10 protein-coding genes are annotated in these 15,049 nt (G+C 38.4%); 2 read left to right on the forward strand and 8 right to left on the reverse strand.

Translation table 11 applies throughout. The features are described 5' to 3' along the window. The first annotated feature begins 90 nt into the window (after positions 1-90). Positions 91-852 carry an IS5 family transposase gene (locus L647_RS0114725; RefSeq protein ID WP_024611512.1) on the forward strand — a complete coding sequence of 254 codons (762 nt, stop codon included), beginning with the start codon at positions 91-93 and terminating at the stop codon, positions 850-852. A 404-nt stretch (positions 853-1,256) separates the two neighbouring features. Here the strand turns inward: L647_RS0114725 and L647_RS0114730 are convergent, their stop codons facing one another. Then, a complete protein-coding gene (locus L647_RS0114730; protein ID WP_024611745.1) occupies positions 1,257-2,615 on the reverse strand; it encodes a serine hydrolase domain-containing protein in 1,359 nt (452 codons plus the stop codon). 146 nt (positions 2,616-2,761) lie between these two features. On the opposite strand from L647_RS0114730, the gene L647_RS0114735 reads away from it, so the two are divergent. Then, positions 2,762-3,451 (forward strand): hypothetical protein, encoded by a 690-nt coding sequence (locus L647_RS0114735; protein ID WP_253948888.1) that lies wholly within the window; start codon positions 2,762-2,764, stop codon positions 3,449-3,451. A gap of 149 nt (positions 3,452-3,600) precedes the next feature. On the opposite strand, the gene L647_RS01000000124325 is transcribed toward L647_RS0114735, so the two are convergent. From L647_RS01000000124325 to L647_RS0114770, 7 genes are all read right to left on the reverse strand, one after another. After that, a complete protein-coding gene (locus L647_RS01000000124325; RefSeq protein ID WP_253948890.1) occupies positions 3,601-4,506 on the reverse strand; it encodes an enolase C-terminal domain-like protein in 906 nt (301 codons plus the stop codon). 129 nt (positions 4,507-4,635) lie between these two features. Then, on the reverse strand, positions 4,636-5,634 hold the full coding sequence (gene dgcN / locus L647_RS0114745) for an N-acetyltransferase DgcN (protein WP_024611747.1): 999 nt from the start codon (positions 5,632-5,634) through the stop codon (positions 4,636-4,638). A 121-nt stretch (positions 5,635-5,755) separates the two neighbouring features. After that, positions 5,756-6,631, reverse strand: coding sequence for a LysR family transcriptional regulator (locus L647_RS0114750; protein WP_024611748.1), 876 nt, complete (start codon positions 6,629-6,631; stop codon positions 5,756-5,758). A gap of 22 nt (positions 6,632-6,653) precedes the next feature. Further along, a complete protein-coding gene (locus tag L647_RS0114755; RefSeq protein WP_024611749.1) occupies positions 6,654-8,378 on the reverse strand; it encodes a Na+/H+ antiporter NhaC family protein in 1,725 nt (574 codons plus the stop codon). Positions 8,379-8,479: 101 nt separating this feature from the next. Next, positions 8,480-11,020 (reverse strand): M14 family zinc carboxypeptidase, encoded by a 2,541-nt coding sequence (locus L647_RS0114760; RefSeq protein WP_024611750.1) that lies wholly within the window; start codon positions 11,018-11,020, stop codon positions 8,480-8,482. Next, positions 11,020-12,600 carry an amidohydrolase family protein gene (locus L647_RS0114765; protein WP_024611751.1) on the reverse strand — a complete coding sequence of 527 codons (1,581 nt, stop codon included), beginning with the start codon at positions 12,598-12,600 and terminating at the stop codon, positions 11,020-11,022. Before L647_RS0114765 ends, L647_RS0114760 begins: the two co-directional genes overlap by 1 nt. A 60-nt stretch (positions 12,601-12,660) precedes the next feature. Then, positions 12,661-15,049 (reverse strand): TonB-dependent receptor (locus L647_RS0114770; RefSeq protein ID WP_024611752.1); only part of this gene is annotated, 2,389 nt, incomplete at its 5' end.

Genomic DNA, 15,049 nt, shown 5'->3' on the forward strand with positions numbered 1-15,049 from the left:
TAGGGCGTGTTGATCTTTGCGGTATAAAAAACAAACAGCATGAGGATAAGGTATAATTGAATTCGCTAAAAAACGTTACACCGAACCCTCATGCCAAGATTAATGTTAACAGACGCGACATGGAATGTCTTATCAAAAGTAATGCACTTAAGTGGTCGAATTTATAATAAGCCTGAGCATAGAAAAACGCTCGAAGGCATACTCTATAAGATGCGTACCGGTATTCCTTGGCGAGATTTACCGTCTTATTTCGGCTCGTGGAGTGCTATCTATAGACGATTTAATTTATGGTCCAAAAAAGATATTTTGAATGAATTATTTCGTGTGTTATCCCACTATGCTGATATGGATTGGATCTTTATTGATGGCAGTATTGTCAGGGCTCACCAGCATAGTTGCGGTGCAAGAACCGCTGGCAATGAATCAATCGGTAAGAGTCGAGGTGGCAATTCGACTAAAATTCATCTTGCAGTAGATAGCGGAGGATTGCCTGTTTATTATGAATTATCCTGTGGAAATACGCATGATATCGTCCATGCAGAGTCACTTGTAGACAATTGCCCAACGAGTAATGTGGTTGTCGCAGATAAAGGCTACGATAGTGAAAAACTAAGAGAGTTTATTCGTGATAATAGCGCTACACCCGTTATTCCACGCAAGGATAACAGTTTAGTGGGTAATGAAGATATTGACTGGTGCATGTACAAATATAGGCACTTAGTTGAGAATGCCTTTGGTCGGATCAAACAATATAGAGGGATAGCTACAAGGTATGAAAAGCTTGAACGGAATTATCATTCCATGCTCGCTTTAGCATTTACTATGATGTGGCTACCAATGTGGGCTGATTAATATATATACTACAAAGATCAACAGCCCCTAGTATTATGCAGATTTTTAGGCACATCATTTTCTGAATAAGGTGTGCTCACATATAAATTAGGCGTAGGCATTAAGGTTGGATTTGAAGTGCATGCAGAGAGTAAAAAAACGAGTAAAGGAGCGAAAATATAGGATTTACCTAGAGAGTGGAAAAGCATGTTTATTCCTTATTTTCGGTTTATAAGTAATTTTAAAAAGGTTAAGCATAAAAATAACATATAAAAAATAACAGGTTTATTACCTTTTATACATTTACGCTGTTTTTTATAACATATTATTGCGCTAATGAGGATATAAGTTTGTAATACCCACGCTTATAAGTAGAGTAAGCGTGGGTATGGTTGTTTGAGATAACTTTAACCTTAACGCTAAAATTAAATTTTAATTGCCTCGGAAGGAGTTGTTGATAATCCACTAAAATATTTCATCACTAATTGTCCTTGGCTGTTTTTCTCTATTACTAAGTAATTGTTTGAATTAGGATAGTAAAAACGTGTTTTAGACATAGTAATAAGTTTTAATTTGTCGCCACCGGTGCGTTGTGAGTACAAAGTATTATTTTCAAAAATTAGGCTGCGTAAGGTATTTTTATCAATACGGTAATCACCTAATACGGGCGCTAGTTGTTGCACTGTTACATCGGCTTTTTTAAACTCGGGCAGTACAATACCAAGTGCTTTAGCGGTAAGTTTTTCGTTAATAAAAATAGGGTTTATGTGGTTTGAATTAGCGAGTACGGCTACATATAGCTTTTGCTCTGGTATGTAACGTGCGTGTGCTAAAAAGCCATTTATACCACCTGTGTGTTTAATTACGGTGTATTCATTCAAAGGCTCAATAATTAATCCGTAACCGTAGGATGAAAAGCTGCCGTCGTTGAGCTTAAAAGGACTGACCATTTTTTCATAGCTTGCTTTACTAATAAGTTGCCCCGTTGATAACGCGTTAAACCAAATGTTTAAGTCGGTTGGGGTAGATATAAGCGCTCCTGCGGCATAAGGCCAGTCCATATTAATATAACTTGTGTTTATAAAGCCTTGCTCTGTTTGCTCATACCCCGCTGCGCGGTGGGCAACAAGTTCTTGTCCTTCATAACTGCTTTGAGTCATCCCTAGTTTTTTAAATATATTTTTTTCAATAAAGTCTTTATAAGATTGCCCACTCGCTACTTCAATTATTTTACCAAGCAGTGAATAACCGGTATTTGAATAAGCCATCGCTTCACCGGGTTTAAATACCATAGGGTGTTTGGCAAATCTCGTGAGCGTATCGTCAACGCTGGTGGGTACTTGTATTTCCTTATCGAATAGGTCGTCGTCATCTGTGTAGTTTGCCATGCCCGATGTATGAGTTAACAAGTTTTCGATTGTGACAAGGTTGCCCTCTGTAGGAAAGCGTGCAACATACTTATGAATATCATCAGAGGTTAATAACTTACCTTGCTCTTGTAGCATCATAATTGCAGCGGCAGTAAATTGCTTTGAAATAGAACCCAAGCGCAAAACACTTTGATCGTTAAGTGCAATGTTGTGTTCAAGGTTAGCAAGCCCGCGCGATTCTTTAAAAAGTACTTTGCCATTTTTGCTAATAATTACCGATACCCCAGGCTCGTTTTCAGTAAGGTTATCGTTAAGAATTTGCTGATACTGCAAAGTTGTTGGCTCTGCTTTTACAAAATGAGGTATTAATAGGGCGAGGGCTAACAAATAGCTCGTATAGAATGGCTTAATCATATTTATCCTTTTTATTTTTATACCAAACCGGTTAATGGGTTTGTCGTTCCTTGTACTTTATAGTGAATTAATATTACACAGCTAAAAAGTAAACACAATTATTGGATTTTATAGAGGTTTAGTAATAGGTATAATAGCTGCGTTTATTGATTTTTATTAAATTTCGCAAGGAAGATGTTTATATGCCTGATATAACGGCACTTTTTTATGTAGCTATTATGGCTTTTTACTTATTGCGCTCAAATGATGGAAGTAAGCTTGTTATAGCTGTGATGGCTTTAGCTGCTATCCCTCTATTTACAGATAATTATTGGCAATGGTTACAGTTAAGCGGGCTGTTAAGTATCCTTATTGTAATTATAGAAAGAATGAAAGTAGATGCTACCGCAGTCGGTGCAATTGGGGTGTTAGTTGCTCTATTTATGGGGGCTTTTATTTTAAGTATACTTATTAATACTGTATTGGTATTTGTGAGCAACTTTGAGTTTTCTACTTTTAACGTTAAAAACCCCTTAAACTACGAATGGTCAACCTCTATTCTTTGGTTATATTGCCTTGCTTTTGTCATCCAGTTATTCGTTATTTTACGAAGTATTAAAAAGCCTAAAGCGTTGTTTGATAGTAATATAATAGGATTCGCTTTAGCCGTGTTACCACACTATTGTGGCTCATTTACATATGGGCTGATGTTGAGCGTGGCTATTATTGCTACTCTTTACTTAGTTGCTTTTGTTTTAAAAACAGATTCTGAACAACGCTCTGAGTTTACGTATAACGGGATGTGTTTATTACTAACAAGTTGTATGGTTAAGGGTATTATGGTGGCCTTCTTTTAGGGTGTTTAAAATAGCTTCTAAGCTGTGGGTACGTATTTTAACGTTTCTGCCGTGTACTCAATAGGCACTTTAAATGAGTGCAGCTTGCTACAGTAGGGCTACCAATATTAGCCTGTTTGGTATCCCTTATTTGCATAATTACTTTTTATTTACGCTAACAGCTTAGTTAAATCCTGATTGTTTTTACCTCCCCACAAGTGAGTATTTAGCGGTTGCATAACGCCTTGGTTAAATTTAAAGCCGTGTGATCTGTCTGTATTAATTAGCAGTGGTCCATCTAAGTCGACGTACGTGGCTTCGCTGCTTAATAAAGATAATGGTGCCATAGCAAGCGAGCTGCCAACCATACAACCCAGCATTATTTCAAAGCCTTGTAGCTTTGCTTCTGCAGCTAATAGGTTTGCCTCGGTTAAGCCACCGGTTTTATCTAGTTTAATGTTAATAACGTCATATCGGTTTTTTAGGTACGGTAAATCTTTGCGAGTATGGCAAGATTCATCTGCGCATAATGCAATGGGTGACTCAAAATTTAATAACTCGATATCGTCGCTAGCAGGCAAGGGTTGCTCTATTAAAATTACATTAAGTTTTTTTAATTGCTCACAACATGTCACTAAATCATGAAAGTTCCAGCCTTCGTTTGCATCTATAATAAATTGGCTATTTGGCGCCACGTGCGCGATTGCAGTCATTCTTTCAATAATATTTTGGTTATCGAGTTTTACCTTAACCAAAGGTGGGTTATTTAAAGCCTTAACAGCACCAGCCATTGCTTGTGGAGTATCAATACTTAGTGTTTGTGCGCAAATACACGCAGTTGTTTGCTTGTTTAATAGCTGGGCAACCGTACTATTTTGCTGCTTTGCTTTTAGATCCCACAAAGCGCAATCAAGAACATTACGAGCAGCTCCTGCGGGCATATTAGCAACGAGTGACGTAAAGCTATTTTTAGGCGTTTGTTTGCTAAGCAGGTTTATGTTTTCAACGTCTTCTATAACACTGCTTACAGACTCATCATAGCGTATGTAAGGAACGGCTTNCTTCTGCCCAACCATAATTTTGGCCATCACTAATTATTACTACAACAACCTCTGTTTGTGTTTTTGCTCCTCGGGAAATTCTAAAAACAGATTTTAATGGTAATGATTGATGACATACTTTGATTATTTTAATTGGTTTTTTATTCATGGTAAGTTTTCCACAATTAATGCTGTGCCATCACGCACGGGGTCAACGCAAGGTAATGAAAATTCTTTACTTAATTGCTCGCAAATTTCACGTCCTTCTTGAACACACACACTTGAGGTATTAATTGCAATGCCAGCAACTATTACATTGGGGTTTGTTAATTGTGCTGCACTTATATTTTTTTCGATTGTTTGTGCAATGCTCGGAAATGCCGTGTTTGGTAGACCACGCATATGCGTGCGATTCAAAGCATGGCAAATCACTAAGGCATCGGGCTGCGAGCCGTGTAGTAAACCTAAACTAACACCAGCAAATGCAGGGTGAGACAAAGAGCCTTGCCCTTCAATAATATCCCAGTGTTGTGCATGGGCATCGGGAGATAGCGATTCTACAGCGCCTGAAATAAAGTCAGCAATTACACAGTCGATTGCAATGCCCGTTCCGGCTACCAAAATTCCACATTGGCCTGTGGCGCGAAAGCTCACATCAAGCCCTTTTTGTTGCATGGCTTTTTCAAGGCTTAAAGAGGTATACATTTTTCCTACTGAACAATCAGTTCCAACCGTTAGTAGTCGTTTACCAGAGCGTTTACGCCCAGTACCTGTCGTAAATTGAGCTGTAGGGTGGCGAATATCAAATAAATTACAATTAGCGCTATAGGCTTTACTTACCACTTCAGAAAAATTAGTAAGTTTGTCGTGCAGGCCACTAACTATATCCATACCTTGATTTAGGGCTTCTAAAATATATGGCAGCCATTTTTTATCAAGTAAGCCACCACTATTAGCAAACCCTAGCACGAATGTTTTTGCGCCTAATTTAGCTGCGTCACTAATCGTATATTTAGCCAATCCCGTTGTTACTGTACAACCTGGGGTGCTTAGCTCACCTATGCATAATTCAGGGCGCCAATCAGCAATACTTTGCGCCATTTTTATCGATAATTGATCTGTTGCATCACCAATAAACAACAAATAAGGAGAAGTGATTTTCATAATTGGTCTCTAATATTTAAAGCAAAAATGCGTTTAATTGAGAATATAATATTAGAGATACAATGAAAGTGAGAAGAATTAGAAAGGCTATAACCTTTGTCTATATGGTTATTTAAAGCCTTTAAATACAGGTAGTTAATTTATCTAAAAAGCTAACCGACGCTTTTGATAATGCGCTGTTTTCTAGGTGTAGTGCATTTACGGTAAAATTAAGGGGGGGATTAAATGAAGCAATAGCAACGTTGTCTGATAAGTTTCCTAGTGCGGTGTACTTATCAACAATACAAATACCGGCACCTTGGGCAACTAATCTGGCGGCAATAAAGTAGGTTTGAACTTTTATTGTCGAATTTATCACAATGTGTTCTTCCATCATTCTACCCCAAAGTAAATTACCTAAAGGACCACTATCGCTAATATCAATAAATTCTAAATCGACTAAATTGTTAAGCGTTAACTGCTCGGGTAATTCGGGAAACGTTGTTTTGGGGTAAACAATTACTAACTCCGATTGCGCCAGTTCAATAGACTTTACTGAGGGCATTACACAAGGCGAAAATAAAATAGCAATGTCACATTTATGCTCTAACAGTGCTTGTAATACTTCGTTGTTATGAACTGTTTGCACATTAAAATGAACGTTTGGGTATGTTTTATGATACTGCGCAATTGCGTTTGGCAGTGCGTCAAACCCAAGAGCAGGAGTAACGCTTAAATTAATATTACCAAACTCCGCTTTTTTAATGTTTTCGGCTGTACTTTTTATTGACCGCATTTGTTGATAAATTTTATCTACTTCATCAAATAACATGTTGGCTTCATCTGTTGGGATGAGGCGTCCTTTTATGCGTTCAAATAATTTAAAGCCCAATTGCATTTCAGCATGAGATAAAACTTTGCTTACTGATGGCTGAGATACATGAAGCATTTTTGCTGCATTGGTTATTGAGCCATTTGTGTAAATGGCATGAAATACTTCTATATGTCTTAAACGCATGACTCACTCCTTGTATTAATACTTATGCAAAAAAGTAAACTAAGCCGGTCCATAAAACGGCAGCAACGCAAGCTGCAAAGGTTGCTGGTACTAATTGTGATTTAACATGATCCATTAAATCGCATCCGGTTGTCATGGAGCTGAGTATTGTAGTGTCTGAAATAGGCGAGCACTGATCGCCATACACACTGCCATTTAATACTGCGGCAAAACATACCATCATAAACAGTTCAGGGTTTGCTAATTCTTGAGATTGGCAAAGAGCCCAAGCAAGTGGCATTGCTAAGGGAAATGCAATGGCATAAGTGCCCCAGCTTGTGCCTGTTGAAAATGCAATTATTACCGTGATCAGTTGTAAAATAACAGGTAGTAACCAAAATGGTAGTTGCTCACCAAGTTGTGATACTAAATATAATCCTCCACCAATTTGCTTACTAATACTACCTATAATCACTGCTAACATTAAAATAACTGAAGCAACAACAACTCCTTTTAAACCAGTTCCAAAACCTTCAATTAAGTTATCAAGAGACATGCCTTTAGCGAGTGCAATAAAAGCAGACATTAAAAGTGCGACTCCAAATGCCCAGTTAACCTCGGGTGTACCAGTATAAACAAAGGTCATAACGGCAATGGTAATTAGGGTTAGTAACGGAAAAACAAACTCAAGCACATGTGGTTTATAGCCTTTAGGTACATTACTACCTTGTAGTTCTTTGGTGCTTAATGGTTTTGCTCCTGGGGCATCTAATTGATTGGTTTGCAAAGCGCGCTTATGTGCTTCTTGCAGTCTTTTTCCTGAAAAACGAGTAACGTTTAAACTTAATAACAATGTACCTAATACAGCTAAAATACTATAAAAACTAAATGGAATGCTGCTAAAGAAAAATTTAATACGGTCGGTTTCAGTGGCTAAAAACGATACCCCTGGTACAAATATTAATGCTTGTACGTAAGCTGGCCATGCATTAAACGCTAAAATTGATGCAATTGGAGAAGCGGTAGAGTCGACTATATAACTCATTTCTTCGTGGCTTACTTTTGCTTTATCGGCAAGAGGTCTTACCGTTGTGCCAACTAAGGTGGTGCTCATGGTGCCACCTTGAAAAAATAATATACCTAAAAGCCATGATATAAACTTTGCCGAACGCTGCCCTTTAACAAAGTGTTGGGTCATAAAGTTTGCAAACGCCTGAGCCGCTCCGGTTTTAGACCAAATGCCGAGTAATCCTCCAAGTAGCCATAAATAAAGTAATAACAACGCCGCAGTGCCTTCGCTGGCAAGGTTGGGAATTATGACCTTATCGGTAAGGTCGTACTCTCCAAGCATTATAGCGCCCACCACAATACCGCTAAATAAAGCTGTAAGTGGCTCTTTTGTAAGTAAGCATAAAAGAATAGTGACGAACGCGGGTAATAAAGACCAAAAACCATAATGAAAGGCGGGTTTGAGTAAGACTAATTGTTTATCATTTTTTATTACCCACTGCTCAATAATACTAGGGGCTTTGTTATTTGCAGATAATGCGGATTGATTTATTGGTGATGATTGATAGGGCACTATGTCTTTTATTAGTATTTCTTTACCTTTATATGTATATGCGTTTAGACCTGATTTAGTGGTGTAAGTATCGTATTGATAGGATTGTTCAAGCCATGTTTGTTGGGTAAATAAATTGACATAAATAGCCAAGCATAAACTTCCCATTAAAATAACAGCAGCAAAAATATTTTTACTTATTATCATATTGTTACCTTTATTTTTATTCTTATTTATTAGAGGAAGCGGAACTAACAAAAATAAGCCGCAGCCACAAAAAAGCCTCACATATTTGTGAGGCTTCTATTTTACTCGGCTGCTAATGAGCGAGGATGAGAAAACAACGTTGAAAAAAACAAGCTGTTCATAAATAGTTTTTCGGTACCGTAAAAATAGCCCCTAAAATTAGGGTCATCACTAAATACAATAACACTACCTTGACCTAATCTTTGTGCAACAAGCATTACTTTTTCTGCAAGTTGCAGTTGGTTTTCTGGTGATGCAAAACCAGTTAACAGAGGTTGCTTGGCTATTTTTACTATTGTTGCGTAAGGGTTTTTAGGTGGTTCGAAAGCGAGTAAACCACTGCGATGGCTTGCTATTTCTCGTCGCGTATAGCCGTAACCTAAAGGATGGGTTATATCGAGATCGCCGGCCATTACAGCACCACCAACAACATCTTGAGCTTCTAATTTTGACTTGGCTGCATAGTCTATACGGGGTCTGCTAGACCCATTACCTGCATATACTTTAACTGTATTAAGTTGCAGTAACTTTTTACCAGCCCATTTAGCGCCATCCCCAATACCAACAAAAGTACCGCCAGATTTAACCCAGTTACTTACTTTATCTGTAAGCTCAGGAGTAATGTCGGAGTATTTACCGTCAGCCATTACAAGGTGTGTGTAGTCTGATAATTTAACACTATTTAAGCGACTTTTTTCTAACAATACTACGGGCATATTCATGCGTTTATCTAGCAAATGCCATACTTCACCGGCTTGATATTGCGACATACCAGGACCAATAACTAACAACACTTTAGGCAAGCTTACTGGCTCTATGTTGTTGCTTCCTAAATCCATGCCAATACTTTGTGTATGAGCAGTGTTTAAAGCATAAACAGGTACACCATCTTGTGTGGCGGNCCAGCCAATAGATACAACCACACTGCCACGTTTAAAGGTTTTTATGCCTTTATCTGTATCCGCTTTAAACTCGCTGTTTGCGATTCGAGGGCGGTAACCTTGAGCGAGTAGTTGGTATAAAACTTTAGGTGCATAATAATGGCTCCACTCAAATACATACGCTACTTGTGCTTTTGGTACTGTAGATTGAGTTGGGAAGGTGGGTGTAGTTATATCGCCAGCTTTGTAGCTTTCTCTTGTTAGTGGATTATATTTAATCCCGAAAGCAAGCGGCATTGTCCAACCTGAAACATCATAAAAAGTATTGTTTTTAAATTTTGTAACGTTTGCAAATAAGCCTTTGATCATACGGTAGCTCGTTTGATTTGTTTCGGCTATGTAGGACTCTTGCGCTTTAAACAGTTTGCCATTTACTTTTAAATCTTTTAGTAACGGTTTTACGTTAATTTTATTACGATCTAGCAACTGTAAAAAATGAAACATACGGGCTGGGTCTTCAGGTGCAGTAAATACGTAGGCTTTAACTTTATCGGTTTTTGCCATTTTTTGAGCTTGTTCTGAAAAGCCTTGTTGAAAAGTAAGTAAGTCATCTTTTTTATCAACAGCATTATTTAACAATGCTAAACCCACATGATAATAAGTACGAATATTGTCACGAAACGACAAAATACCGCGTGGTGTGGCTAATAATCCAGACGAACTGGCTTGTTCGAATAATATTCCTAAACTGCCGTATAAATGAGGGTAGGTTGCGCCTTTTCCTAAATAAAAATTATCGTACGCTTCTTCATTAAAATACAAGCGAGCTTCACTATCCATAAAGTCTCGTGGTCCTTGTACTACTTCACTTAATAAGTCCATTGCTTGTTTATTAATTAGGGGATGGACGCGATCTGGCGCTCCAGGATGAAAATAAAATGATTTATACGAGCGCATTTCATGAAAGTCAGCAACGATATTAGGTCGCCATTGATGAAACTTGCTTACCCAACCAATTGGCTCTGGTTGTTGTTGTAACATCCACTGGCGATTTAAATCAAACCAGTAATGATTAGTTCTACCCGATGGCCATGGCGATCCATGTAATGCATGATTAGGATCTGTTATATTTACGTTAGAAGAATATCTTAAATTCCAAGATGCTTCGCGGCTATTACCGTCTGGGTTCATACTTGCTGTTAATAAAATAACGCTATTATTTAATAGCTTATCTATTTTATCGCCTTGCGCTGCTGCTAAGTGATAAGCGATTGGTATTGCAGAATCAGTTGAGCTAACTTCCCCTCCATGAACACCAAAATTGATCCAACTAACCACTGGCATATTGGCTATAGGCAATTTAGCGCCTTGTTGTAAATCAATGTGCTGAGTACGCAGCTGCTCTAAGTTTTTTTGGTTTTCAGTGGAGGTAATTGTAAGGGTTACTATAGGTCGTTGTTCGTTACTGTATGCAATTACTTCATATTTAATACGATCTGACTTAGATGCTAAATACTTGAAGTAATCGATCGTACGATCGTTACGAACCATTTGATCGCCAAGGCGGTGACCTAAAAAAGTATCTGGTGTTTCAATTGAAGGATCGAATACTACAGATGGGTCAAAAATAGTATCAGCTTGAGGAGCTGCATGTATGTTTATTGCAAAAAAGGAGGCGGCACATACAACAATAAATTTGAGATATAAAAAAAGATGTTTCATTACTGGCTTACCTTGGCTACTTGGTGCTGGCGGATTGCTTGACCCGCAAGATTATTAGTAAGCTTGCCTTGTGAAATAGCGAGCTCACCATTTATAACCATCCACTGTACACCTTCACTTAATTCTTCTGGGTGGATGTAATCAGCTTTTGGTATGAACTTATTTTCATCAAAAACTACAATATCAGCAGCATAACCTACTTTAAGCTCTCCACGGTCTTTTAAACCAAATGCTTTAGCTGTTAATGAACTACTACTGTTAATAAACTCATTGAGTGTTAGCCACTGTTTTTGTTTTACAAATTCATGGTACTTTTTTGGAAATGTAGCGTATTTTCGAGGATGACCAGGGCTACCATCAGATGAGGTCATTACCCAAGGTTGTACCATATATGCTTTAATATCTTGCTCTGACATATTAAAACTAGCAACTCTGGCGTTACCATCAATAACAATTTTTCGTGCTGCATCAATAGGCGATAATTCCCACATGGTGGCAATTTCAGCTAAGGTTTTACCACGTAGTTTTGCAAGGGTAGGGTCACTAATTAATAACGAATCAGCACCGCCTCTGCGGCGTAAGTTTTCTTGCATAGCTATTTTAAGTTCTGGCCATTGGGCTTCGTCTTTTACGCGGGCTAAGTATTCACTTTTATCACCAGCTAAAATTTCACGAGGCATTAAACTACCCGCAATACTGGTGCCCGACGCTCGCCATGGGTATTGATCTGCGGTTACGTCAATGCCTCTATCTTGTGCATTTTTAATCAATTCGATAACCGCTTTGCTCTCTCCCCATACGTCAACACCTAAGGATTTAATATGAGCGACATGAACGGGTAGTTTTGCTTTTTCGCCAATGGTAATTACCTCTTCTATCGCGCCTAATAAGCCAACGCTATAAGAGCTTTCATCACGAATATGGCTGTCGTAAACGCCATTATAACGAGCAGCTACTTTTGCAAGTTCAATTACTTCTGCTGTTGTTGCGTAGTTGCCAGGTACATAATAAAGACCGGTAGATAAACCGAGAGCACCTGCCTGCATTGCTTTTTCAATTAAGCTTTTCATTTTAGCTAATTCGATATCAGTAGGTGGGCGATTACTACGTCCCATTACTGCTTTTCGTACTGAGCCATGACCAATGTACAACGCAACATTTGTTCCAATACCTTGATTTTCATATTCAGTAAAAGTGTTTGCTACATCAATATTGCCGCCCCCATCTACATTACAAAATACAGTGCTGACTCCTTGTGTTGTGTAATTAGCATTTAAGTTAGGCGTGGTGTTATCAACAAAGTCATTACATGCATGAGTGTGCGGGTCAATAAAGCCAGGGGCTACAATCATATTATTTGCATCAATAATTGTTTTGGCTTGTAAATTAGTCGGTAATTGCTCCTTAATGAAAATTATTTTACCTTTATCAATACCAATAACGCCTTGAATAGGCGCTTTATTTGAACCTTGATAAATAGTGTTCCCGGTAATTATCATATCAATGGGCGTGTTCTCATTAGTGCATCCCACAAGGGTGGCTATAATTGCTACGAGTGCCGTTATTTTAGTTATTGGCATTACTTGTTCCTGCTTATACGGTAAAAAGAAGAGCAACCTAAGTTGCTCAGTTATGAAAATTTAATCAAAGCTCATGCTTAAACTAGCATAAAGGTAGCGACCTTCAATGTCATGTAAACTTGCTTCGTAGCCGTATGTTTCATCTGCTAAAGGTGGTTCTTTATCGAACATATTACGCATACCAATACGAACACGAGTGCCCTCTAATGCGCCCGAATCATAGGTATATTGACCATAAAGACTAAACGTTACCCAACTACCCACATGCCAAAACTCACCGGTGTCGTTGTGTACAGCACTGGTGTCATAAAAGTCACCAACATATTTGCCGTATAATCCAACACCCCAGTTGTTATAACCCCAAGAAAGAGTGCTTGAAGCTTGCCACTCTGGTCGTCCATCCATTTGTATTAAGTTACCTACATCTTCTAAAGCAAGCCCTAGCTCCATTAACTTAGCCGATTCTTCATCGATACTTTGATAGGCTTTAAGTAGTTTTGCTGCGTTTAATTTAAAATCAAAATCGCCAAACTGAGTATCATTAATGCGATAGTTAACGCTTAAATCTAAGCCTTCTGTAACACGAGAATCAAGGTTTTCAAATAAACCAATAACTTCACTCATATCGCCAACGGCGGCAAGACCCGAACCACTAAAAAATGCAATATCATCGACAGTCGCTTCAGAACGAACAACGTTACTATTACTACTGCCATTTAAACGATAGTAATAGTCTAAATCAGCAATATTTTGATTTGAGCGAATGCCTATTAAATCTTCTTGTTCTATACGCCAAAAATCAGCTGTAAAGGTAAGGTTGTCGATCATATCTGGGCTGTAAACTAAACCTAACCCGTAGTTATAATCATTTTCTGGTTTTAAATTTGAGTTTCCATAACGAATATTAGAAACACTATCGCTGCTGCTACATTCACTTAAGTTACTAAGCTCCCCTTTATTAATTTGCGCTTGGCAACGGTAGTAATCTGTTGGGTAATTTACCCGAGTAGTGCTAGCTGTATGAAGTTGCTCTAAGTTTGGTGCTCTAAAGCCTTCAGAGTAAGAGCCTCTAATTTGTAAGCTTTTTACTGGATACCAACTTAAAACTACTTTTGGTTTAAAAACACTGCCTACATCACTGTATTGCTCAAAACGTCCTGCTAATTGAAAATCAAGTTTATCAACTAAAGGAATATCCATATCGGGGCTAATTAAAGAGCCGGCTAATTCAATAAAGGCAGAAGATACATTACGTGAACCACTCGCATTAGGCTGACCGCTTGACCCCATTACATCGGAGCCATAAGTCATATCGGTTACGCTATCAGTGTATGTGGTTGTTCCGTTTAGTCTATCGTCATATTTGTTTTCAAAGTTTTCATAGCGCCATTCAGCACCCAATGCTAATCCAACATCACCGCCAGGAAGAGAAAATAAAGAAGGTGTTGATACTTTAAAATCAACTAACCCTAATTCTGTTTCGCCAGTTCGTGAGGTGTCGATTAAAAAGCCATTAATTGTTTCTTGAGAGTTACAAAGAGCATTACAAAATGGGTTATAAGCTGAACTATCTTGTTTATTTACGCTATCTTGAAACAAGCTTAAACTTATACGGTTGTCTGTACTATCAACGGTTTTTGCTGCTGAATACAAAGCTGCGGTGTCCCAGCTCCAATCTGCTATATCTCCGCGAGCTCCACCTAAAAATCGGTATGACGTGTTTTTTACATTAATTTCTCGTGTACCAGCATCAACTACGCGGTAGGCGTCTATAGTTACATCTAAACCTTCATTTGGTATTGCATAACCAGATAATTGATTAGCGCCAGAGCCTAAAGGGTTCCAGTAAGCCGAGCTAGAAATAGTAACTGGGGCAGAAGTAAGAGTTGCTGTTTCGCCTCGCTGCGAGTTTGACTCAGCACGGTAATAACCAAGTTCACTATAAAGCTCGGTGTTATTGCCTAAATCGTGGTTAATAAATACAAATGTATTTATACGTTCGGTTTCGGGGATCAAAGTTCGGCTTGAGTTGGTATTGTATCCTTGGGTATCGCTACTAATACTTCCGCTATCGACACATAATCCATTTGATAAAACACATTGCTGGTCACTATCAGCGGAGTCTGCGCCTTCTACATGAAAACGACCTGCGGAACTTGTTAAACCATCGACTGATTCGCTTGCATCAAAACGTCCCCAAGGTGTTGTTGTTGATGAGTTACGAAAATTAGAATCGCCTTGCCAACTCGTGCCTTCAATAAATGGACGAAGATCGGAGTTAGCCGAACGATCATTTTCTGATGCCATGACTTCTGAGCCATAGTAGTAATTTGCAGTTGCGGTTACATTGGTCATTCCATCATTTAAATCCCAGCCAGCTAAAGCATTTAGATTAAGCTTTTCTCTGCTGGTATTTTCGGCTTGACCATATTGCATATCAAATCGGTAG

Source organism: Pseudoalteromonas sp. TB64 (assembly GCF_000498095.1).
In the GTDB taxonomy this organism is placed as follows: Bacteria; Pseudomonadota; Gammaproteobacteria; order Enterobacterales; family Alteromonadaceae; genus Pseudoalteromonas.